The 21,838-nt window shown below is 70.6% G+C and carries 19 protein-coding genes; 12 read left to right on the forward strand and 7 right to left on the reverse strand.

Annotated elements, in window-relative coordinates:
* Positions 1–85: 85 nt before the first annotated feature.
* A complete protein-coding gene (locus ACLJPY_RS08835) occupies positions 86–859 on the forward strand; it encodes a deoxyribonuclease IV (protein ID WP_410587511.1) in 774 nt (257 codons plus the stop codon).
* On the opposite strand, the gene ACLJPY_RS08840 is transcribed toward ACLJPY_RS08835, so the two are convergent.
* Positions 856–2,418, reverse strand: a complete 1,563-nt coding sequence (locus ACLJPY_RS08840) for a glycosyltransferase family 87 protein (RefSeq protein WP_410587512.1) — start codon at positions 2,416–2,418, stop codon at positions 856–858. The genes ACLJPY_RS08835 and ACLJPY_RS08840 overlap by 4 nt on opposite strands.
* 48 nt (positions 2,419–2,466) lie before the next feature.
* Complete coding sequence (locus ACLJPY_RS08845; protein ID WP_410587513.1) at positions 2,467–3,525, reverse strand: ROK family transcriptional regulator; 1,059 nt, start codon at positions 3,523–3,525, stop codon at positions 2,467–2,469.
* 54 nt (positions 3,526–3,579) lie between these two features.
* Between ACLJPY_RS08845 and ACLJPY_RS08850 the strand changes: the two genes are divergently transcribed.
* A complete protein-coding gene (locus ACLJPY_RS08850) occupies positions 3,580–4,626 on the forward strand; it encodes a Gfo/Idh/MocA family oxidoreductase (protein ID WP_410587514.1) in 1,047 nt (348 codons plus the stop codon).
* A 76-nt stretch (positions 4,627–4,702) separates the two neighbouring features.
* Here ACLJPY_RS08850 and ACLJPY_RS08855 read toward each other — a convergent pair whose 3' ends face one another.
* The 3 genes from ACLJPY_RS08855 to ACLJPY_RS08865 form a co-directional block, all read right to left on the reverse strand.
* The gene (locus tag ACLJPY_RS08855; RefSeq protein ID WP_410587515.1) at positions 4,703–7,033 is read right to left on the reverse strand and encodes a transglycosylase domain-containing protein; all 2,331 of its coding nucleotides are present in this window, start codon (positions 7,031–7,033) and stop codon (positions 4,703–4,705) included.
* A 126-nt stretch (positions 7,034–7,159) separates the two neighbouring features.
* Entirely contained in the window at positions 7,160–9,793 is a 2,634-nt protein-coding gene (locus ACLJPY_RS08860; protein ID WP_410587516.1) for a transglycosylase domain-containing protein, read from the reverse strand.
* 67 nt (positions 9,794–9,860) lie between these two features.
* Entirely contained in the window at positions 9,861–10,256 is a 396-nt protein-coding gene (locus tag ACLJPY_RS08865) for a DUF5318 domain-containing protein (protein WP_410562970.1), read from the reverse strand.
* Between the two features lie 244 nt (positions 10,257–10,500).
* Between ACLJPY_RS08865 and ACLJPY_RS08870 the strand changes: the two genes are divergently transcribed.
* The 4 genes from ACLJPY_RS08870 to ACLJPY_RS08885 all read left to right on the forward strand — a co-directional run bounded on the left by ACLJPY_RS08870 (position 10,501) and on the right by ACLJPY_RS08885 (position 13,515).
* Positions 10,501–11,046 carry a PadR family transcriptional regulator gene (locus ACLJPY_RS08870; RefSeq protein ID WP_410587517.1) on the forward strand — a complete coding sequence of 182 codons (546 nt, stop codon included), beginning with the start codon at positions 10,501–10,503 and terminating at the stop codon, positions 11,044–11,046.
* Between the two features lie 71 nt (positions 11,047–11,117).
* Positions 11,118–12,206: an inositol-3-phosphate synthase gene (locus ACLJPY_RS08875; RefSeq protein WP_410587518.1), complete on the forward strand. Its 1,089-nt coding sequence runs from the start codon at positions 11,118–11,120 to the stop codon at positions 12,204–12,206.
* Between the two features lie 89 nt (positions 12,207–12,295).
* On the forward strand, positions 12,296–12,826 hold the full coding sequence (locus tag ACLJPY_RS08880) for an RNA polymerase sigma factor (RefSeq protein WP_410587519.1): 531 nt from the start codon (positions 12,296–12,298) through the stop codon (positions 12,824–12,826).
* The gene (locus ACLJPY_RS08885) at positions 12,823–13,515 is read left to right on the forward strand and encodes a hypothetical protein (RefSeq protein WP_410587520.1); all 693 of its coding nucleotides are present in this window, start codon (positions 12,823–12,825) and stop codon (positions 13,513–13,515) included. The genes ACLJPY_RS08880 and ACLJPY_RS08885 overlap by 4 nt, the downstream gene beginning before the upstream one ends.
* On the opposite strand, the gene ACLJPY_RS08890 is transcribed toward ACLJPY_RS08885, so the two are convergent.
* Positions 13,508–14,146, reverse strand: coding sequence for an HAD family hydrolase (locus ACLJPY_RS08890; RefSeq protein ID WP_410587521.1), 639 nt, complete (start codon positions 14,144–14,146; stop codon positions 13,508–13,510). The two genes, ACLJPY_RS08885 and ACLJPY_RS08890, sit on opposite strands and share 8 nt — an antisense overlap.
* 66 nt (positions 14,147–14,212) lie before the next feature.
* Here ACLJPY_RS08890 and ACLJPY_RS08895 point away from each other — a divergent pair, with 66 nt between their 5' ends.
* The 5 genes from ACLJPY_RS08895 to ACLJPY_RS08915 all read left to right on the forward strand — a co-directional run bounded on the left by ACLJPY_RS08895 (position 14,213) and on the right by ACLJPY_RS08915 (position 20,438).
* Positions 14,213–14,671 carry a MarR family winged helix-turn-helix transcriptional regulator gene (locus ACLJPY_RS08895; protein ID WP_410587522.1) on the forward strand — a complete coding sequence of 153 codons (459 nt, stop codon included), beginning with the start codon at positions 14,213–14,215 and terminating at the stop codon, positions 14,669–14,671.
* Complete coding sequence (locus tag ACLJPY_RS08900; protein WP_410587523.1) at positions 14,661–15,878, forward strand: MFS transporter; 1,218 nt, start codon at positions 14,661–14,663, stop codon at positions 15,876–15,878. The genes ACLJPY_RS08895 and ACLJPY_RS08900 overlap by 11 nt, the downstream gene beginning before the upstream one ends.
* Before the next feature lie 98 nt (positions 15,879–15,976).
* Positions 15,977–18,037: a PhoX family protein gene (locus ACLJPY_RS08905; protein WP_410587524.1), complete on the forward strand. Its 2,061-nt coding sequence runs from the start codon at positions 15,977–15,979 to the stop codon at positions 18,035–18,037.
* Positions 18,038–18,133: 96 nt separating this feature from the next.
* Positions 18,134–19,747 carry an SdrD B-like domain-containing protein gene (locus ACLJPY_RS08910; RefSeq protein WP_410587525.1) on the forward strand — a complete coding sequence of 538 codons (1,614 nt, stop codon included), beginning with the start codon at positions 18,134–18,136 and terminating at the stop codon, positions 19,745–19,747.
* A 13-nt stretch (positions 19,748–19,760) separates the two neighbouring features.
* Positions 19,761–20,438, forward strand: coding sequence for an SDR family oxidoreductase (locus tag ACLJPY_RS08915; protein ID WP_410587526.1), 678 nt, complete (start codon positions 19,761–19,763; stop codon positions 20,436–20,438).
* On the opposite strand, the gene ACLJPY_RS08920 is transcribed toward ACLJPY_RS08915, so the two are convergent.
* Complete coding sequence (locus ACLJPY_RS08920; protein ID WP_410587527.1) at positions 20,388–21,230, reverse strand: hypothetical protein; 843 nt, start codon at positions 21,228–21,230, stop codon at positions 20,388–20,390. The two genes, ACLJPY_RS08915 and ACLJPY_RS08920, sit on opposite strands and share 51 nt — an antisense overlap.
* Positions 21,231–21,559: 329 nt before the next feature.
* Here ACLJPY_RS08920 and ACLJPY_RS08925 point away from each other — a divergent pair, with 329 nt between their 5' ends.
* Entirely contained in the window at positions 21,560–21,793 is a 234-nt protein-coding gene (locus ACLJPY_RS08925; RefSeq protein WP_410587528.1) for a hypothetical protein, read from the forward strand.
* The last annotated feature ends 45 nt before the right edge of the window (positions 21,794–21,838 follow it).

A 21,838-nucleotide genomic window follows, 5' to 3' on the forward strand; every position in this document is an offset into this window, starting at 1 on the left:
GATCACGGAACGCGCTCACGGTACTCCACGAGCGTCACCAACCGGTCCCAAAGGGGAAAGAAGCACCCGGAGTAGCGTGCTCGGCATGCTGATTGGCGCCCATGTCCGTGACGACGACCCGTTGACCGCGGTCGCCGAGCGCAAAGCCGACGTCGTCCAGTTCTTCCTCTCCGACCCGCAGGGCTGGAAGGCCCCGAAGCCGCACCCGCACGGCGACGCCATCGCGGCCGACCCGGTCGAGGTGTTCATCCACTCGCCGTACCTGATCAACGTGGCTTCGCTGAACAACCGGATCCGGATCCCGTCCCGGAAGAACGTCACGCAGCACGCGGACGGCGCCGCCGCGATCGGCGCGAAGGGCCTGATCGTGCACGGCGGGCACGTCGGCGACAACGACGACGTCGAGGCCGGCCTCGACAACTGGCGCAAGCTCTTCGAGCGCGAGCAGGAGAAGGGCGGCTTCAAGGTCCCGGTCCTGATCGAGAACACCGCCGGCGGCGAGAACGCGATGACCCGCGACCTCGAGGTGATCGCCCGGCTGTGGGACAAGGTCGGCGAGTTCGGCGCCGGGTTCTGCCTGGACACCTGCCACGCGTTCGCCGCGGGCTGGGACCTGGCGACCGCCGTCGAAAAGGTCAAGGCCATCACCGGCCGGATCGACCTGGTGCACCTCAACAACTCCCGCGACGAGTTCGGCTCGACGCGCGACCGGCACGCCAACGTCGTGCAGGGCGAGGGGACGATCGACCCCGAGGTGCTGGTCGCCGTCGCCCGCGAGGCGGGCGCCCCGGTCGTCGTCGAGACGCCGGCCGACGGGCAGGCCGCCGACATCGCCTACCTGCGGGAACAGCTGGGTTAGCCGACCGGGTCGGCGGCGACGGCCTTCCGGCGGCGCCGGGTGGCGTTCGGGATGATCACGTCACGGGCGCCGTCGAGGAAGCCGCCGGCGGGGTCGTCGTCGCCGTCCGCCCGCACCAGGTCGGCCGCGGGGCGGTAGATCTCCCGGACCACCAGCACGCACAGTCCGGCCACGGCGAGGTCGCGGACCACGACCGTGCCGAGGAACCAGCCCTCGGGCAGGCCCTTGTGGTCGACGCCGAGGTAGTAGAACATCCGCGGCACCCAGACGACGGCGTCGATCAGCATCCAGCCGAGCAGCAGCCGCCACCGCGGGATCGCCAGCACCGCCAGCGGGACCAGCCACAGCGAGTACTGCGGGCTCCACACCTTGTTCGTCAGCAGGAACGCGGCCACGACGAGGAACGCGAGCTGGCCGACGCGCGGCCGGCGCGGCGCGGCCAGCGCGATGTAGGCGATGCCGGCGCAGCAGGCCAGGAACAGCACGGCCACCGTGACGTTCAGGTACGTCGGCGTCTGGTTCTTCTGCAGCACGCCGTCGAACCCGGCCCAGCCGGTGGTGTACGAGAAGACGTTGTACAGCGAGTCCGGGTCCATCGGCCGCAGAGCGCTCATCCGGAAGAACTCCCACCACCCGCGGGTCGCGGTGAGCATGAACGGCGCGTTGACCGCCAGCCACGTCACGACGGTCGCGGCCGCGGTCTTCCCGAACGGTGTCAGCTTGCCCGCGCGCAGGCACAGGACGAACAGCACGCCGAGCAGGAAGAGCGGGTACAGCTTCGCCGTCGCACCCAGCCCGAGCAGGACGCCGGCGAGCACCGGGCGTTTGCGCGCCCAGGCCAGCAGGCCGGTGGCGGTGAACGCGGTCGCGATCGCGTCGAAGTTGGTGAAGGCGTGCACCAGCACCAGCGGCGAGACGGCCACCAGGACCATGTCCCACGGGCGGCGCCGGATCGTCCGGCCGGTCGCCCACACGGTGACCAGCCACGCGGCCGAGAGGAAGAACGCCGTGATGTCGAAGTAGACCGCCACGGGCAGCGCGCCGGGCAGCCAGCCGGACTCGGCGACGTTCAGCCAGCCCGCCGCCAGCTTGGCGTTGACCCACTGGAAGAGGCCGGTGAGCACCGGGTACTCCATGTACCGGGTGTTGTCCTCGGCGGTCTGCGAGCTTTCCTGCCACGACGTGTAGTACGGGAAGGTGCCCGGCCGGTCGAGCCGTTCGGCGCCGTAGAGCGGCACGATGTCGGAGTAGCACATGGCGACGAACGGGCGGCCCGCCCGCCAGTCGAGCTGGGTGGCGCCGCTGGAGTCCTGGTACTGCTGGATGCACGAGCCCTTGCCGAACCAGCAGAGCATCAGCGCCAGCGTGGCCAGCAGCAGCCCGACGCGCTGCGGCGACCAGAACCAGTGCCTGCCGACCGCCGCGTGTTCACCGAGCGGGCCGCCGAGGGGTCTGGTGACCGCCGCCGCGAGGGGCTCGTTCCAGCTCGGGACGACCCGTTCCGCCCGGGTCAGCGTCACGGGGCCCGGTTCCGCCTCCCGCGTGGTCTCCTCTGGCACGAGGCGGATCGTATCGGTGATCGGCGTCCGTGGCGGTGAAGCCGGTGATCATGCCGGATTCGCGTAGTACGCGGCCAGTACTTCCGCGGCCGCGCCGCGGGTGACGAGCTCCTCGCCGGAGGCGTCTTCGACGACTTCGATGCGCTGCCAGTGCGGCAGCGGGAGCAGGTCTTCGAGCCGTTCCGAGACGGCTTCGCGGTGGACGTCCGGCTCGTCCTGCACCGCCCGCCCGGCCAGCACGATCCGCTCCAGGTCGAGCACCTGCACGAGGTCGGCCAGCCCGATGCCGAGGAAGCCGGCGGCGGCCCGCGTGCCGGGCGCCTGCTTGGCCATGATCTCGACGCAGCCGCGCCGCCCGCAGGCGCAGCGCGGCCCGTCGTAGGCGATCGTCGTGTGCCCGAACTCGCCGGCGTTGGTCCGCGGGCCGCGGTAGAGGCGCCCGTCGATGACCAGGCCGACGCCGATGCCGGTCCCGACCAGCACCACCGCGGTCGCCGTCGGCTCGCCGTGCGGCCAGAGCCGGGCGAACGCGGCGGCGTTGGTGTTCTTGTCGAGCGTCACCGGCAGCCCGGTGCGCTCCTGCAGCAGGTCGCGCAGGGGCACGTCGTGCCAGCCGGGCATGTTCGTCGCGTCGCGGACCAGGCCGGCGCGGTGGTCCAGCGGGCCGACCGCGCCGAGGCCGAGGCCCAGGACGTCGAAGCCGTCGGCGAGTTCGAGCGCGGTCGCCCCGATCGCGGCGACGGCCTGCTCGGGCGTGAAGCCGCGCGGCAGCGGTCCGCCCGCCGTCTCCTCGACCTCGCCGAGGAGGTTGGTGCGCAGCACGTGGTACTCGTCGCGGTCGAGGCGCGCGCCGAGCGCGTGCTTGGCGCCCGCCCGGATGCGCAGCGACGTGCGGGGCTTGCCCACGCCGGCCGACGGCTGCCGCTGCTCGTCGAGCAGGCCCGTGTCGAGGAGTTCGGGCACGATCTTCGAGACGGCCTGCTGGGTCAGCCCGGTGCGTTCGGCCAGCTCCACCCGGCTGAGGCCGCCGGCGCGCAGGATGTGCGAAAGCAGCAGGGCGCGGTTGTGCGCGCGCACGTCGCGCAGGTTCACCCCGGTGTCCGCCATGAAAGGATCTTCGCACGTCTGGCCAGTTAGGCAACGCTGTTGTTTAATAGCGGTATGGCGGACGACTTGCGCGTGGGCATCCTCGGGTACGGCATCGGGGGCCGCGTCTTCCACGCGCCACTGGTGGCGGCGACGCCCGGGCTCACCCCCGCGGTGATCACGACGTCGGGCAGCGCCGCGCAAGCGCGCACCGACCACCCGGGCGCGGAGATCGTGCCCGACGCCGACGCGTTCTTCGAGCGGGCGGGCGACCTCGACCTCGTCGTGGTCAGCACGCCGAACCGCACGCACGTGCCGCTCGCGCTGCGGGCGATCGAAGCCGGCCTGCCGGTGGTCGTCGACAAGCCGTTCGCGCCGACCGCCGCCGAAGCCCAGCAGGTCGTCGACGCGGCGAAAGCCGCGGGCGTCGGCCTGACGGTCTTCCAGAACCGGCGGCTCGACTCCGACTTCCTCACCGTGCGGAAGGTCCTCGAGTCCGGGCGGCTCGGCGAGGTGTTCCGCTTCGAGTCCCGCTACGACCGCTGGGTGCCGAAGCTCAAGGACAACTGGCGCGAATTCGGCGACCCGGCCGAGGCCGGTGGTCTGCTCTACGACCTCGGCGCGCACATCGTCGACCAGGCGCTGCAGCTGTTCGGCCCGGTCACGCGCGTCTACGCGGAGACGGACCGCCGCCGGGCCGGCGTCCAGGTGGACGACGACGTCTTCGTCGCCCTGCACCACGCGAACGGCGTCCGCTCGCACCTGTGGGCGACCGCGCTGGCGGCCACCCTCAACCCCCGGTTCCGCGTCCTCGGCGACCGGGCGACGTTCACCAAGTACGGCCTCGACGTGCAGGAACCGCAGATCAAGGCGGGGCTGCGGCCCGGTGACGCGGGCTGGGGCACCGAGCCCGCCGCCGACGCCGGCAAGCTCGGCGTCGGCCCGGAAATCGAGACCGTGCCGACCGAGGCCGGCCGCTACGAGCAGTTCTACGCCCAGGTGCGCGACGCACTGCGCGGCGAAGGCGAGTTCCCGGTCGACCCGGCGTCCTCGGTCGAGGCCCTGCGCGTGATCGAGGCCGCCCACCGCTCCGGCGTCGAAGGAACCGTGGTCGAGCTCTGACCCCCTGAACCGGCCGTGACCTCGGTGACCCCCAGCTCCGAGGTCACGGCCACCTCCTCCCGCCGGACCGGCGCCGTCACGGCCCGAAGTTCGCCTGGCCGGTGTCGTTCCCGTTCCCGTTGCCGCGGCCGGGACCCCGGCCGTCGCGCCGCACGCGGTTCTGTTGCTGCTGTTGCTGGTTCTGGTTCTGGTTGCCGCGGCCGATGGTGAAGCGCTGTTCTTGCTGCTGCTGATCCTGCTGTTGCTGCTGGAACTGCTGCTGTTGCTGTTCCTGCTGGAGCTGCAGCTGGAGCTGGTCGTCCTGCGGCGAAGTGATCGCCTGCACCCGGTCGAAGCGCTCGGCCGGTTTCCCGGCCAGGTAGAGCTGCATGAACCGCTGCCACACCGGACCGGCCACGACCGACGGGGTCAGCGGCGCGCCGGTCGGGCCGCGCAACGCCTTATCGCCGTCGCTGCCCACCCAGACCGCGGCGGACACCGAGCGCGTGTAGCCCACCATCCACGTCTGCGAGTTCGTGTTGGCCGCGGACGCGGGTTCGCCGTCGCCGGGCGTGTGCTGCTGGGTGCCGGTCTTGCCGGCGCACTCGTGCCCCGGCGGGCAGGTCAGCCGGGAGAACGGGATCACCGGCGCCAGTGCGGCGGTCACGTTCCCGGCGATCTGCCTGCTCTTGCCGCGGTCGTTGTCGGCGAACGCGTCCGTCGGGCGGGTGTCGGCCTCGTAGGCGGTTTCGCCCTGTGAGTTGGTCACCTTCTGCACGAAGTGGCGGCCGTGCTGGACGCCGCCGGCGGCGAAGGTCGCGTACGCCGCGGCCATGTCCGCCGGTGTCACCGCGGTCTGCCCGCCGCCGATCGAGATGTTGTTGTCCCCGGTGAACAGCACGCTGCGGCCGCCGTTGTCCTTCGTGCGGATGCCCGCTTCCTGCGCGGCTTCGGCCACTCCGCCCGGCTTGGTCACGTTGAGCACCATGTCGTAGAAGACGGTGTTGGTGGACCGCTGCATCGCCTCGGCCACCGTGCACTGCTCGGAGCAGCTGCTGCTGGCCCCGGCGTTGCGCACCGGCAGCGGCACGTCGGGGAACGTCCTCGGCGAACGGCCGTCGAAGACCGCGTTCAGCCCGCGGCCGCCCTTGAGGAACGCGGTGAGGTCGAAGGGCTTCATCGACGACCCGGGGTTGTGCGGTTCGTCCGCCCAGTCGCGCCCGGCCTGGTCTTCGCCTTTCGGGCCCTTCACGATCGGTGCGCCGCCGTAGTAGGCGAGCACCCCGCCGGAGTTCGGGTCGACGGCGACCAGCGCGTCGAGGATGCGGTCGTCGGTCTGCCCGGCCATGCCTTCGGCCTCGGCCTTCTCGGCGGCTTCCTGCGCTCTGGAATCGATCGTCGTGAACACCTGGAACCCGCCCGAGTAGTACTTCTCCTCGGGAATCCCCGCCGCGGCGAGCTCGGCCTTCACCTGCTTCTTGACGAACGAGTTGATCTTGGTGGCCTGCCGCGATTCGACGAGCGGGACCGGCGTCGGGAACTTCGCCGCCCGCCGGTCGGCGGCGGTGAGGTAACCGTTGCGCTGCATGCGGTCCAGGGCCGTGCTCCACCGGTCGCGGGCCACCGCCGCGTTCTCCGACCGGCCCGGCTGCTGGATCAGCCCGGCCAGCAACGCGGCCTCGGAGTAGTCCAGCTGGGCGGCGTCCTTGCCGAAGTACGCCTGCGCCGCCGCCTGGACGCCGTACGCGCCGCGGCCGAAGTAGATGATGTTGAGGTAGGCGGTGATGATGTCCGCCTTCTCGTAGGTCTGGTTCATCTTGAACGACTTCGCGAGCTCGACCCATTTGCGGGTCAACGTCGGCGCGTCGTCGCCGGAGGAGACCTTGACGTACTGCTGCGAAATGGTCGACCCGCCGCCGGACCCGCCGGTGACCTGGTTGTAGGCGGCCCGCGCGATGCCGGAGAGGTCGAAGCCGGAGTTGGTCTCGAAGGACGCGTCCTCGGTGGCGATCACGGCCTTCTTGACCACGTCCGGGATCTGCGCCGGGCCGAGGAGCTGCCGGTTCCCGCCGGCGGGCACGTCCTTGCCCATCTCGGTGCCGTCGGCGTAGAGGTAGGTGACCGCCTGGCCCTGCGACTGCGCGACCTTGTCCGGCGAAGGCACGTCGACGGCGAAGTACGTGATCACGAAGGCGACCGCGGGGACGAGGAAGAACAGGCCGGACAGCACGTACAGCACCCGGCGGACCGTCTTCCAGCGACGTCGGCGGAGTTCGGCGCGGGAGTCCGGGACGACCTCGGTGGCCGTGACGGGACCGGTGGCGGGACCGTCCGGTTCGGCCGGCCGCGGGAGGGGCCGGCGTGGCTGGTAGCGACCACGCGGCACCGGCCGCCGGCCGGACCTCGAGCGATTTCGGTCGGTGTACACGGGCCGTCCTCCGGTACGCCGGTGGGCTGCGGGCGCAGACCCCTCGACACTCCACACGGACCACGGACGGCTGTGGTTCACGAAAACGGCGAAGGCCCCGCACCGGGAACAGTGCGGGGCCTTCGGTCAGCCTTCTTCCGAGCCGGGTGGCCTGGCGAACCCGTCGCCGCCGGGCAGCGGCGGCGTGGACCCGCCCGGACCCGGCCGGGACGGCTTCGTCTTGGTCGGCGACGACTCCGTTTCGGTGGGCGTCGAGGTCGTCGTCTCCGGCGGCGTCGTGCTCGGGGGCTCCGACGGCGTCGGCGTGTCCGAAGGCTTCGGCGGCGTCGTGGTGACCTCGTTGACGTCCTTGCCGATCGGGTCGACCTTGTCGAACTTCTCCGGCGCGGTCCCGTCCAGGTAATCCTTCATGAACTGTTCCCAGACCGGCCCGGGGTAGGTGCTACCGAAGATCGGCTTGTTCGAGTTGTCGTGCAGCGGGATGTTGCCGTCGCCGCCGATCCAGGCCGCGGCCGAGACCGACGGGGTGTAGCCGACCATCCAGGTCTGGGCGTTGCGGTCCTTGTACGCGGCGGGGTCGCCGTCGCGCGGGTCGTACTGCTGCGTACCGGTCTTGCCGGCGCACTGGTGACCGGGCGGGCAGTCCAGCTTGGAGTGGGTGATGACCGGGCCGAGCGCGGTGGTCACGTTGCCGGCGATCTGCGCGGTCTTCTGCGCGTCGCTGTCGAACGCGGGCTTGGCCTGGTACTTGCTCTCGTCGAACTCGACCTCGTCCTGGGCGTTGGTCAGCTTGGCGACGAAGTGGGCCTGACGCTGCATGCCGTCACCGGCGAAGGTGGCGTACCCCGCGGCCATGGACTCCGGCGTCGCCACGGTGGCGCCACCGCCGAGCGCGATGTTGATGTCCTGGCTCATGTTCGGCGACGTCGGAACGCCCGCCTGGTTGGCCGCCTCGGCCACCCGCGCCGGCTTCGTCACGTTGTAGACCATGTCGTAGAACACGGTGTTCGCCGAAATCTCCATCGCCTTGGCGACGGTGCACTCGGTGCCGCAGCTGGAACTCTCACCCGCGTTGCGGATCGTCTTCGGCGGGTTGCCGATCTTCCGGTTGTTGGACCCGTCGAAGACTTCGCCGAGTCCCTTGCCCATCTTGAGGAACGCGGTGAGGTCGAACGCCTTGAACGACGAGCCCGGGTTCTGCGGGATGTTGGCCCAGTCCTCGGCGGTCTTGTCCTTGCCGTTGGCGTCCTTCACCGTGTCCGGGCCGCCGTAGTAGGCGAGGACACCGCCGGTCTTCGGGTTGATCGCGACGAGTGCGCCCTTCAGCCGGTCGTCGCTCTGGCCCTTCAGCTTGTTCGTGACCGCGTCCTCGGCCGCCTTCTGGGCCTTGGGGTCGATCGTGGTGTAGACCTTGGCGCCGGTGGTGTGCAGCTTGGTGCTGTCGTACCCCTCGGCCGCCAGCTCGTCGTCGATCCGCTGCTGGATGTGGTACGGCATGGACTGGCCGGTGTCCCTGGCCGCCTTCGGGACCGGCGTCGGGAACTGCGCGGTGGCGCGTTCGTCGGCCCGGAGCCACTTGTTGGCCACCATCTGGTCCATCACGTACGTCCAGCGCTGCTGGACGTACTTCTGGTTCTCCGAGCGGCTCGGCCCCTGGATCAAACCGGCGAGCAGCGCGGCTTCGGAGGCGCTGAGGTCCTTGGCGTCCTTGTTGAAGTAGGCCTTCGCGGCCGCCTGGATGCCGTTCGCGCTGCGGCCGAAGTAGACGATGTTCAGGTAGCCCGTGATGATCTCTTCCTTGGACTCCTGGTTGTTCATCTTGAACGACTTGGCCAGCTCGGTCCACTTGCGGGTCAGCGTCGGGGCGTCGTTTTCGGTGGCCTTCTTGATGTACTGCTGGGAGATGGTCGAACCACCGCCCTGGCCACCGGTGGCCTGGTTGAAGACCGCGCGCAGGATGCCGGTGACGTCGAAGCCGGAGTTCGTCTCGAAGGTCGCGTCCTCGGCCGAGTACACGGCGTGCTTGACGACGTCGGGGATCTCGCCCGGCTTGAGCAGCTGGCGGTCGCCGCCCTTCGGGAGCGACCGGCCCATCACCGTCTTGCCGTCGGCGTAGTAGTACGTGACCGGCTGGCTCTGCAGGGCCGCGACGCTCTCCGGCGTCGGCACGTCGACCAGGAAGTACGTGATCACGAACGCGATCGCCGGGACGATGAAGAAGACGCCGACGCACGCGTACGCGACCCGCCGGATGATCTTCCAGCGGCGCTTCTTCCGCTGCGCCGGCGTGAGGACCTTGCGGCCCTTCTCGTCGAGCTCCGGCTGGGGCTCGACGTCGTCGGCGAACTCGTCGAAGCGGTCGTCGTCGTACGGCTCGTAGGAGTCCTCGGTCCCGTTGTGCGCGTGGTGGGTGATGAGATCAGGCTCACGCGCGGGCTCCGGCTCCGGACGGCGCCCGCCGGGCGGCGGCTGCCGGAACCCCTGCGGCGGCGAACCGGGCGGTCCGCCGGGGCGGCGGCCGGGAGGCGGCGGCTGGCGACGAGCGCCCGCGCCGTTGCCCTGCGGGCGTCGTGGCTGGTCACCGGGCCATTGCCGGCCACCTTCGTCGCCGCTGGGCCAGGCCGGGCCGCCCTGCTGGGCCGGGTTGGCGCGCCGGGGCGACTCACCGGGCCACGCCGGGCCCGCCTCTTCACCCGGCCACTGGGCACGGCGAGGTGCGTCTGGCTCCTGGTTCGGCCAGGAGCGGTTGTCGTCGGTCACGGATGGGCCTCCCGGGTCGGCGCCCGCAGGGGTGCTGACCTGCGTGTTGCGATGGTCGTACGGTGGCTCACCGGCCAGCGGTCCTTCGTGGACCCGCCGGTTCCCCTGTGCCCAGGACGTATGACCGGACCAGGTGGTTCCAGTGGCACGCCCGGCACACTTCGACGTCGTACACGGTGAACTCGGCGAAGGAGCCGGCCATCCTGGCCAGTTCCTCGGGGGTCCTCGCCGAGCCCGCGACGTGCTTGAGTTCGTCGCCGTAGACCCAGGACACCAGGGTCAGCGGCTCCTGGCGGCAGATCGGGCAGGGCAGATCACCGTCCCGGCCGTGGAACTTCGCCGCCCGCAGCAGGTACGGGCTCGCGTCGCAGGCTTCGTAGCTGCCGACGCGCCCGGAGCGGACTTCGGCCAGCAGCGCACGGCGCTGCAAGGCGTAGTCCACGACCTGCCGCTGGTTAATCACGAGGACAGAGTACGGGCTCTTCCTGTGGCTTCAACGCCCCCTAGCGCCCACAAGTCCCGGACCGGCGCGGACACGCCGGGTGTTCGATAACTCTCCGGTGAATTTCGCCCGCGGTGGGTATTCGGTGGAGGTTAGCTTCGCCACTTCGATGTATCGGGGCGATATAGTGGCTGAGTAGGTTGGACGAGGCGCTCGTTCGGAGCAACGCGGGTCGTCTCGGTTTGTTCCCGGAAGGGGGTGCGGTGTGCTGGAGTTCGCGATCCTCGGTCTTCTGCACGAAGCGCCCATGCACGGGTACGTGCTGCGCAAGCGGCTGCACGAGACGCTCGGCACGTTCCGGACGTTCTCGTACGGCTCGCTGTACCCGACCCTGCGGAAGCTGCTGCGGGCCGGGTACCTGGTCGAGGAGCTGGACGAGGCCGACGACCGGGCGTGGTCCCGGCGCGGACGGCGGGTCTACAAGCTCACCGCGGAGGGCAAGGAGCGCTTCGGGGAGCTGCTCGGCGACGCCGGGCCGCAGACCTGGAACGACGAAGGTTTCGGCGTCCACCTGGCCTTCTTCTCGCGGACCCCGGCCGACGTGCGGCTGCGGATCCTCGAGGGTCGCCGCCGTCGCGTCGAAGAACGCCGTGAGGGCATGCGGGCGGCACTGGCCAGGGCCGAAGAGAAGATCGATCGCTACACCCGCGAGCTGCACCGGCTGGGGCTGGAGACCAGCGAGCGGGAGGTGCGGTGGCTCAACGAGCTGATCGCGCACGAACAAGCCGAACGGCAGGGTCCGGAGACCTGAGCCGGCCGGCCCGGGCCGCAGCGTGGCGGCACCAGACCTACTGAACAGACACGGATGAAGGAGAAACCCCCATGGGCGAGAACCGCCGCGTACGGGTGGCCATCGTGGGCGTCGGCAACTGTGCGGCGTCGCTGGTCCAGGGTGTCCAGTACTACCGCGACGCGGACCCGGCCACCCGCGTCCCCGGTCTGATGCACGTCGACTTCGGCGGGTACCACGTCCGCGACATCGAGTTCGTCGCCGCGTTCGACGTGGACGCCAAGAAGGTCAGCCGCGACCTGTCCGAGGCGATCTTCGCCTCCGAGAACAACACGATCAAGATCGCCGACGTGCCGCCGCTCGGCGTCACCGTGCAGCGCGGCCACACCCACGACGGGCTCGGCCGCTTCTACCGCGAGACGATCGAGGAGTCCGACGAGACCCCGGTCGACATCGTCGCCGCGCTCCGCGAGGCGCAGGCCGACGTGCTCGTGTCCTACCTGCCGGTGGGTTCCGAGGTGGCCGACAAGTTCTACGCCCAGGCCGCGATCGACGCCGGCGTGGCGTTCGTCAACGCGCTGCCGGTGTTCATCGCCTCCGACCCCGAGTGGGCGAAGAAGTTCGAAGACGCGGGCGTCCCGATCGTCGGTGACGACATCAAGTCCCAGGTCGGCGCCACCATCACGCACCGCGTGCTGGCGAAGCTGTTCGAGGACCGCGGCGTCCAGCTCGACCGGACGATGCAGCTCAACGTGGGCGGGAACATGGACTTCCTGAACATGAAGGAGCTCGAGCGGCTCGAGTCGAAGAAGATCTCGAAGACCCAGTCGGTGACGTCGCAGGTCGACCGCGACCTCGGCAAGGGCAACGTCCACATCGGGCCGTCCGACTACGTCCAGTGGCTCGACGACCGCAAGTGGGCCTACGTCCGGCTCGAGGGCCGCGCGTTCGGCGACGTGCCGCTGAACCTGGAGTACAAGCTCGAGGTGTGGGACTCGCCGAACTCGGCGGGCATCATCATCGACGCCGTGCGCGCCGCGAAGATCGCGAAGGACCGCGGCATCGGCGGCCCGATCCTGTCGGCCTCGTCGTACTTCATGAAGTCGCCGCCGGAGCAGTACGACGACGCGACCGCCCGTGACGCCGTCGAGAAGTTCATCCGCGGCGAAGTCGAGCGGTAACCAGCCTTTCGAGGAGGCCGTCACCCCTGGTGGCGGCCTTTCTCGCGTGCTCGACTAAACCGGTGGCGCGGGGTGGGCGTTGGTGGGGCGTGAGTGCGAGTGTCGGCGAAAGCGCGCCGGGGGACCTGGGCGCGCCGACCTTCCACGACCTCTTCCGCGAGTACTTCGGCCAGATGACCCGGCTGGCCCACCTGCTCGGCGCGGACGACGCGGAGAACGTCGCCCAGGAGGCCTTCGTCAAGCTCCACCAGCGCTGGGACACCCTGACCGACCGCACCCGGGTGGCCGGCTACCTGCGCACGACCGTGGTGAACATGTCCCGGTCGCGCACGCGGCACCTGCGCGTGGTCCGGCGGACCCCGCAGGACCGGCCGCCCGACGAGCTGTCGGCCGAGGTCAAGGCGGTGGCCAACTGGGAGCACCAGCGGCTGCGCGCGGTGCTGGCGAGGCTGTCCCGGCGCCAGCGCGAGGTCCTGGTGCTGCGGTACTGGCTCGACCTGAGCACGGCGGCCATCGCGGAAACGCTGGGGATCTCGCCGGGCACGGTGAAGGCGACGACGCACCACGCGATGGAGAACCTGCGCAAGCACCTGGGGGACGACCTGGGAGGTGAGCGATGACCGACTTCGAACGCGAGCTGGCCGAAGCACTGCGCGGGCAGGCGGAAGAGGTCACGCCCGACCTCGACGCGGCCTGGGCGGAACAGCAGCGCAGGCAGCAGCGGCCGCCGAGCCGACGCCGGGCCGCGGTGTGGGTCGCGCCACTGGCCGCGGTCCTGGTGGTGTTGACGAGCGTGCTGCTGGCGACCCAGCTGCACACGGCCCCGCCGGCGCAGCCGGGCGCGCCCTTGGTCTACAGCAAGTTCACGCCCGAACCCATGCCTTCCCTGTTCGGGCAGTACGACAGTGTTCGTCTGACCGACTTCGTCGGTCAGACGAACACCTGGACCGCCTACGCCTTCCGAACCGAGGGGCGCGGCGGGCTCACCGAGCTCCTTTGCGTTGCTTCGGTGCCGACCGGCCGGCCGCTCGCCATCGGCATCCCGCTCTACGGTGATGGGCCGCGATGCATCCCCACCGAGGACCTGCCTCCCCATGGGGTGCGTGCCGCGTACATCGGTGATCCACTCGGGCCGCTGCCGCCGGACAAAGCCGTCTTCCTCACGGATCCCACCCTGCGGACCCTGCGGCTCTTCGCCTCGAACGGCGACTTGACCCAGGCTCGGCCGGTGGGGAGGCTCTCGGACTTCCTGGTCTACGTGGCCGATGTGACACCTGGCTCGCCGCCGGTGCGGTTCCAGATCAGCTGAGGCCCAACGCTCCCGGCAGGTCGGTGATCTTCTCCACCACCGCCGTCGCCTGCTTCAGCACCGCTTCGTCCGGCGGGAAGTGCGGGTTCGGCACCGCATACACCGCCATCCCCGCCGCCAGAGCCGACCGCAGCCCGTTCGTCGTGTCCTCGACCGCTCCGCACTCCGCCGGCGCCACGCCCAGCAGCTCGGCCGCCCTCAGGTAGACGTCCGGCGCCGGTTTCCCCGCCCCGACCTGCTCCGATGACACCGCCGCGCCCACCGGTAGGCCCGTCACGTCCAAGAAGCCCTTGATCAGGATCACCGGCGACGAGCTCGCGATCGCGACCGGCCACCGCGCCGACACCTGCCGCACGACCTCCACCGCGCCCGGGATCAGCGGCGGCTCCGCCGCGTACCGGGCCGCCATGCGCTTGACCACGAGCGTCGCGATCTCCGGCGGCGAGAGCCGCGCCCCCAGCTCCTCCGCCAGGTAGCGGGCCCACTCCGGGGTGCTCATCCCCTGCAGCGCCCGGGTCGCCTCCTCGCGCCACGTGCCGCCGTGCTCGGCGACGACCGCGCGCCGCACTTCGTCCCAGATGCGCTCGGAGTCCACCAGTACGCCGTCGAGGTCGAAGATCACCGCTTCCATGCTCCGAGCCTAGCCTGTGAGCGGACTTACTTAGCTACCCTTACTAAATTCTGTTAGCCTAGCTAAGTGACTTCCGCGATCACCGATCTCGCCCACCGGCTGCGACCGCTGGTCTTCCGGCTCTACCACCAGGTGCGCCGCCAGACCCCGCAGCTGACGCTGACCCTCACCCAGGGTTCGGTGCTGAGTGAGCTGGTCAACGGCGGTCCGCGGCGGATGAGCGCGCTGGCCGAGCTCGAAGGCGTCAAGCTGCCGTCGATGACCGACGTCGTCGGGCGGCTCGAACGCCTCGGGCTCGCCACGCGCCGTCCGGATCCCGCCGACGGCCGGGCCGTGCTGGTCGAAGTCACCGATGAGGGCCTGCGTTTTTACGCCGAACTGGTGACGGCTCGCGAGGAGTTCCTCCGCGAGCGGCTCATCGCCATGGACGAAACCGACCGCGCCGCGATCGAAGCCGCCCTGCCCGCCCTCGCCAAACTGCTCGTGGATGCCAAGAAGGAGGAACTGATCAGCGATGAGCGCTGAACACCACTCGAGCCTGCTGGACGCCGTCAAGGGCCAGCCCAAGCAGGTGTGGATCACCGCGTTCGCCGCGGTCATCGCCTTCATGGGGATCGGCCTGGTCGACCCCATCCTGCTGTCCATCGCCAAGGGCCTCGACGCGACGCCGTCCCAGGTCACCCTGCTCTTCTCGTCCTACCTCGGCGTCCAGGTCATCGCGATGCTCGTCACCGGCGCCGCGAGCGCCCGCTTCGGCGCGAAGCGCACCGTGCTGGTCGGGCTGACGCTGATCGTCGCGGCCACCGCCCTCTGCGCCGCGGCCGGGTCGATCGAGCAGCTCGTCGGGCTGCGTGCGGTCTGGGGCCTCGGCAACGCGTTCTTCATCGCGACGGCGCTCTCGGTCATCGTCGGCGCCGCGACCGGCGGGCAGTCCGGCGCGATCCTGCTCTACGAGGCCGCCCTCGGCGTCGGCCTGTCGGTCGGCCCGCTGCTGGGCGCGCTGCTCGGCAGCATCTCGTGGCGGGGCCCGTTCCTCGGCACGGCGATCCTGATGGCCGGCGCGCTCGTGCTGTGCGCGGTGTTCCTCAAGAGCGACAAGCACGAGCAGCGGGCGCCGATCAAGCTGCTCGACCCGCTGCGCGCGCTCAAGCACAAGGGCCTGCTGCGCACGTCCGTCGCCTCGGCGCTGTACACCGCCGCGTTCTTCGCGGTGCTCGCCTGGTCGCCGTTCGTCCTCGGCTGGAGCGCCATCGCCGTCGGGCTCGTGTTCTGCGGGTGGGGCCTGTGCGTCGCCGTCGCCGGGGTCGCCCTCGCGCCGCGGCTGGCCGCCAAGCTCGGTGAACGGCACGCCGCCGCGGCCGCCGTCTTCGGGTACGCCGTGCTGATGCTGGTCCTCGCCGTGCCGAGCAAGCCGGTGCTGGTCGCCGGGATCATCGTCTCCGGGCTGGTGTCCGGCCTGCTGAACACGCTGTTCACCGGTACCGCGATGTCGATCAGCGACGCGCCGCGCCCGGTCGCCAGCGCGGGGTACAACTTCTGCCGCTGGCTCGGTGGCGCCGTCGCCGCGACGCTGGTCGGGCACGTCGCCGAGTGGTTCGGCTCGCCGCAGGCGCCGTTCATGGCCTCGGCCGTGCTGTGCGTGATCGCCGGTGGGCTGCTCTCGCTGCGCGAGAAGAAGGCCGACCCGCACACGGTGCCGGAGGAAGCGGCCCTCGTCGGCGAAGAGTTCTGACCGGCGCCAGTACACCGGACGTTCACCTGGATGTCCGGTAAGTCTGGTTTTGGGAGCTTACGGTCGGTTCGTTCCCGAACTCCCACCATGGAGGCTTCGTGCCCGACCGTCTGCTCCCGCTGTTCCCCGCCCACCCGGGCGGCCGCTCCCCGGTGACGTGCGAGTACCGCTGCGGCAACGCGTGCGCCCACCCCGAGGCCAACGAGTCCGGCAACGCGTACTTCGGCGACGTCGTCAAGGACATCTCCCGCCGCCGGGTCTTCCAGGCGGGCGCCGTGCTGGCTGCCGCCGCGGGCGGGTTCGCCGCTCTGTCCGGGACCGCGGCCGCCGAGCCGCTGCGGAAGCCGCGCCCCCGCCCGGTCCCGGGCACCGACTTCACGCCGGTCCCGCCGAGCAAGCTCGATGCCGTCAGCATCCCGGACGGCTACGCCCAGCGGATCGTCGTCCGCTGGGGCGACCCGGTCGTCGCGGGCGCGCCGGAGTTCGACTTCGCCGAGCAGACCGCGGCCGCCCAGGCCAAGCAGTTCGGCTACAACAACGACTTCGTGGGCCTGATCCCGCAGGACCCGCTGGGGTGGTCGAACCTGCTCGTGGTCAACCACGAGTACACGACCGAGGTCCACATGTTCCCGGCCGGCCAGTACGACCCGGCCGACCCGACCGAAGAGCAGGCGAAGATCGCCTGGGCGGCCCACGGTCTCTCGGTGCTGCAGGCGCGCCGCGACCCGGTCCGCGGCGGGCTCGAGGTCGTCCCGAGCCGGTACGGCCGCCGGATCACCCTCGACACGGTCTTCGAGGTCCGCGGCCCGGCCGCCGGCTCGGAGTTCCTCAAGACGTCGGCCGACCCGAGCGGGCGCAAGGTCCGCGGCACGCAGAACAACTGCTCCGGCGGCGTGACGCCGTGGGGCACGGTGCTCTCCGGCGAGGAGAACTTCGACCAGTACTTCGCGAACTCCGACAAGGTCACCGACCCGGTCGCGGCGGCGCGGCTGAAGCGCTACTCCGTCGGGGCCGGCCCGAGCACCCGCAAGTGGGAGCGGTTCGACAAGCGCTGGGACGTCGCCAAGGAGCCGAACGAGCCGAACCGGTTCGGCTGGGTCGTCGAGATCGACCCCCACGACCCGGACTCGACGCCGGTCAAGCACACCGCGCTCGGCCGGTTCAAGCACGAGGCCGCGAACGTCAAGATCACCGCCGACGGCCGGGTCGCCGTCTACTCCGGTGACGACAGCCGCTTCGAGTACATCTACAAGTTCGTCTCGAAGGGCAAGTACAAGCCCGGCCACAGCGCGCACGCCCGGCGCCACAACTCGGCGCTGCTCGACGAGGGCACGCTGTACGTCGGCCGCTTCACCGGCGACAGCCCGGCCGCGGAGATCGACGGCACCGGCGAGCTGCCCGCCGACGGCGAGTTCGACGGCCGCGGCGAGTGGATCCCGCTGGCGAGCGGCGAAAAGTCCTTTGTGGACGGATTCACCGCCGAAGAGGTCTACGTCTTCACGCGCCAGGCCGCGGACAAGGTCGCTGCCACGAAGATGGACCGCCCGGAGGACATCGAGCCGAACCCGGTCAACGGCCGGATCTACGCGGCACTGACCAACAACAGCGATCGCGGCGCCGCGGGCAAGGCGGGTGCCGACGAGGTCAACCCGCGGGTGGGCAACAAGAACGGCCACATCCTCGAGTGGGAGGAGGACCGCGGCGACGCGGCCTCGACCCGGTTCTCCTGGCGGCTGCTGCTGGTCTGCGGCGACCCCAAGGCGGCGGACACCTACTTCGGCGGCTTCCCGAAGGACCAGGTCAGCCCGATCTCCTGCCCGGACAACGTGGCCTTCGACCGGCACGGCAACCTGTGGATTTCCACCGACGGCAACGCGCTCGGCGCGAACGACGGCCTGTTCTCGGTGCCGGTCAGCGGACCGGAACGGGGGCACGTCAAGCAGTTCCTCTCGGTGCCGGTCGGCGCCGAGACGTGCGGCCCGGTCGTGACCGACGACCTGGTGCTCGTCGCGGTCCAGCACCCGGGCGAGAACGCGGCGAGCTCGGCGAACCCGACGTCCCACTGGCCGGACGGCGGCACCGCGCAGCCGCGGCCGTCGATCGTCTCGGTGTGGAAGACGGGCCGCTTCGGACGACCCGGCCGCATCGGCGAACGCTGACGCACCGGCCCGCACCAGCCGATACCAGCCGAGATTCACTCTTAAGTGGACGGTCTTCGGCCGGTGCGGGCCCGTGCCGCGCGCCATAGTCGAAGGGTGACCTTCTCGCGGCGGGCGACGGCGGTGGTGGTGGCGGTGATCGCCGCGGCCGTGGTGCCCGCGTCCACGGCCGCGCACGCGGCGCCGGTCTGCGGTGGGCTGGCGGCGAACCCGAGCGTCGAGCTCACCGCGCGCAACGGCGCCCCGGACGGGTACCTGTTCGCCCCGGCCGCCCCGGTCCCGCCCGGGACACCGGCCGCTAAGGTGCCCAAGCTGCTGACCGAGCAGGAGTACGCCGTCGACGGGCAGCGGGCGGCGGTCATCCAGACGCCGGACGGCAAGACCAGCACCGCCTACCAGACCGAGCGGTTCGTCCCCGGCGGCGTCTACACCCTCAGCGTCTGGACCGCGTCGCGCGCGCCGCGTTACGAACCGGCCACCGGCCTGCGGTTCTACGACGTCACCGGCACGCAGATCCAGGAGACGAAGCTCGTCGCCGACCACTACGCCGGCGACGGCACCCTCGTCGAGCAAGACTTCCCGGCGGCGACGGCGCCGGCGAAGGCGGCCGCGGTGAAGTTCTTCGCCACGACCACCCTCGACCGGCTGCACTGGGACTGCGTCGACCTCCAGCTCGCGGCGTACTCGGTGAAAAAGGAAGTGCAGAACCCGGCGACCGGCGCGTGGGCGTCGTTCGCGACGGTCACCGCCGGCGAGACCGCGCACTACCGCGTCACCGTGACCAACGAAGGCACGCAGGACCTCACCGGGATCACGGTGACCGACCCGTGGTGCGCCGGGTCGTTCGAGCCGTTCGCGCTGGCCGCGGGCGCGAACCGGCAGCTGACGTGCGACCACCCGGACCTCACGGTGGCCGACAGCGGGCACGTCAACACCGCGCAGGTGACCGGCGTGCACTACCCGGGCGGCACGCTGGGCGACAAGACGGCGTCGGCGACGATCACCGTCGACCCGCCGCCCGCGATCGCGAAGATCGGCGACTTCGTCTGGGCGGACCGCAACCGCGACGGCCTGCAGGACCCGGACGAGCCGGGCGTCCCGGGCGTCAAGGTGACGCTGAAGGACGGCGCGGGCGGCACGGTCGGCACCACGACGACCGACGACAAGGGCAAGTACGGCTTCGAGAAGCTGAAGGACGGCACGTACCAGGTCTGCTTCGCCGTCCCGGCGGACTTCACCGCGACCCGCCGGAACGCCGACACCGACGACCGCGACTCGGACGCCGGCGCGGACGGCTGCACCGCGCCGCGCACGGTGGGCGGCCCGTCCCACGAGGATCTGGCGGTGGACCTCGGGCTGCTGTCCCCGGCGAACCGGATCGGCGACTTCGTCTGGGCCGACACCGACGGCAACGGCCTGCAGGACGCGGGCGAACCGGGCCTCGCCGGCGTCAAGGCGGTGCTGAAGGACGCCGGCGGCAAGCAGGTGGCGAGCGTCGTCACGGGCCCCGACGGGTCGTACCTCTTCGACGGCCTCGAGGACGGCACGTACCAGGTCTGCTTCACCCTGGACGACCACCACCCGACGGCCCGGCACGCCGGCGAAGACACCCGCGACTCCGACGCGGACCCGGCGTCCGGCTGCGCCGACCCGCGCACCCTCGGCCCCGGCAAGCGCGAAGACCGCACGGTGGACGTGGGCTTCGCGTAGTTACGGTGTGACCATGACGGATCTCCCCCTCGCCCTGGTGACCGGCGCCTCCCGCGGAATCGGTGCGGCGATCGCCCACCAGCTCGCCCCGACGCACCGCCTCCTCCTCGGCGGCCGCGACGCCGACGCGTTGGCCGCGCTGGCGAAGGAGCTGCCGGGCGCGAAACCGTGGCCGGTGGACGTGACGAACCCGGCGTCGCTCGCTTCGGCGGTCGCGGACATCTCGTCCCTGGACGTCCTGGTCCACTCGGCGGGAGTGGCGCGCCTGGGCCGCATCGAAGACGTCTCGGCCGAGGCGTGGCGCGACAATTTCGAGGTCAACACCCTGGCGGTGGTCGAGCTGACCCGCCTGCTCCTCCCCGCCCTGCGCGCGGCCCGCGGCCACGTGGTGGTGATCAACTCCGGAGCCGGCCGCAACGCCCGCCCGGGCTGGTCCCCGTACGCGGCGAGCAAGTTCGCGGTCCGCGCGTTCGCCGACGCCCTCCGCGAAGAGGAGCCGGAGATCCGCGTGACGTCGGTCTACCCGGGCCGCACGGACACGGAGATGCAGCAGGAGATCTTCGCGGGCGAGGGCCGCGAGTACGACACTTCGCACCTGCTGAGGGCGGACTCGGTGGCCACCGCGGTGGTGACGGCGGTGTCAGCCACCCCGGACGCCCACCCGACGGAGATCATCCTCCGCCCCCGCTGAGGTGAAGTTGATCATCCCGGTTGCACCGGGCTCGTCGGTGGACAGACCACGCATCCGGTCGAGATCGAGCCAATAGGTGTTGCGGAGCCGGTGGTAGTCATAGTCGCTTCCCTGCGGAACCCGGCTGACTTCGAGCAAGCCGTGGTCCTTCAGTTCCGCCGTACCGCGTGTCCAGGTGTCATGGGACAGCGTGTAGCTCTCCCGGCGATCTCGGACCAGGTACAGAGGCGTCGGCGACTTGCCGAGGCGCTCGCGAAGCGCGAACAGGACCGCGATCGCCGTCGGCGACAGGTCGATGAGCCAGCCGTTCGACCAGAAGTTCAGCGGCATCGTCAGATAGCGGCCGTCGGGACGCGGATCCTGCAGCTTCTTCCCGGTTCCCAGAGGGTTGAGCAACTGGATGGCTGACGGCGCTCCGGGCCGTTTGGTGAGTTCGATGAACCGGTGCTCGGCCAGCCAGCGCAGGTTGTCGCTGATTCGTCGGACTCCGGCGGGGTCCGGTCGGACACCCAGTGTCCGGGCGTACGTGTGCGGTGTCTTCGGATTCCGGATGTCGTACGGATGGCTGGTGGCCGCCATTGTCAGCAACAGGTAGAGCTTCAGCCGGACGGCCCCGCCTCGGCCTCCCTGGATCAACCGGGCGAGCGGCGTGCTGGGCGGCTGCTTCTCGGCGGGGAGGTCGTGCGTGGTGACGAACGTGAGCGGAAACATCACGCTGCTGCTTCGCTTCGACGCCTTCACGGCCTCGGTCAGGAGTCTCATGGCTTCGGCCCGGAGCGGCGGATCATCCAAGGTTTTCTACCTTTGTGCTGGAGAGACAGGCCGTACGGGGGTAGCGGGGGTACGGGGGGTAGCGGGGGTTCCCTTCCCGCTCCTGCGCAAGGGGGATAATCAAGCAGCAGGACCGTTCTCATTCAACCGCAATAAGCACATTCGACCACAGCACCAAAGAATTGATGCTACCGCAAGAGCGCAACTACAGCGCTTTGACCAGCGGTGATACCTGCGACATGGTGGTGAAGCGAAGGATGGGCGCGGTGCTCACCAGGATCGTTTGAAGCCGTGACCGCCGCTCTTCCTTCGCGCTTGTCCGATCAGTTCCCCGTGAAAGCAGGTCTTGAATGTCCTACCCGCTCGCCTCGATCCTCATGACGCAGCCGCGTCGCCAGTGCAGGTCGATCAGTGGGATGCACGTGCTCACGCTCGTGGTCTTGATGTCCTTCGTGACGGTGATGGTCAGGCAGGGCGTCTCCGTGGAACTCGCCGCCGGGTCCGCGGTGCTCCTCTTCGGAGTTCTGCTCGGCCGCGTCCCCGCGGTTACCCCGGCGGGCGTTCCTTCCGTCACCGCCGCGTGACGGAACCCTGGTTCCGGGGGCCGCTGGCAGGTCCCGGAACCAGGC

The sequence above is a fragment of the Amycolatopsis sp. lyj-23 genome (assembly GCF_046549135.1).
GTDB lineage: Bacteria > Actinomycetota > Actinomycetes > Mycobacteriales > Pseudonocardiaceae > Amycolatopsis.

Bases quoted from the DNA above. Each gene is read 5' to 3' on its own strand.
- ACLJPY_RS08875 (WP_410587518.1), top strand. From the start codon at position 11,118: ATGGGCGAGAACCGCCGCGTACGGGTGGCCATCGTGGGCGTCGGCAAC.
- ACLJPY_RS08890 (WP_410587521.1), bottom strand. From the start codon at position 14,146: ATGGAAGCGGTGATCTTCGACCTCGACGGCGTACTGGTGGACTCCGAG.
- ACLJPY_RS08915 (WP_410587526.1), top strand. From the start codon at position 19,761: ATGACGGATCTCCCCCTCGCCCTGGTGACCGGCGCCTCCCGCGGAATC.
- ACLJPY_RS08925 (WP_410587528.1), top strand. From the start codon at position 21,560: ATGTCCTACCCGCTCGCCTCGATCCTCATGACGCAGCCGCGTCGCCAG.
- ACLJPY_RS08900 (WP_410587523.1), top strand. From the start codon at position 14,661: ATGAGCGCTGAACACCACTCGAGCCTGCTGGACGCCGTCAAGGGCCAG.
- ACLJPY_RS08850 (WP_410587514.1), top strand. From the start codon at position 3,580: ATGGCGGACGACTTGCGCGTGGGCATCCTCGGGTACGGCATCGGGGGC.
- ACLJPY_RS08835 (WP_410587511.1), top strand. From the start codon at position 86: ATGCTGATTGGCGCCCATGTCCGTGACGACGACCCGTTGACCGCGGTC.
- ACLJPY_RS08885 (WP_410587520.1), top strand. From the start codon at position 12,823: ATGACCGACTTCGAACGCGAGCTGGCCGAAGCACTGCGCGGGCAGGCG.
- ACLJPY_RS08845 (WP_410587513.1), bottom strand. From the start codon at position 3,525: ATGGCGGACACCGGGGTGAACCTGCGCGACGTGCGCGCGCACAACCGC.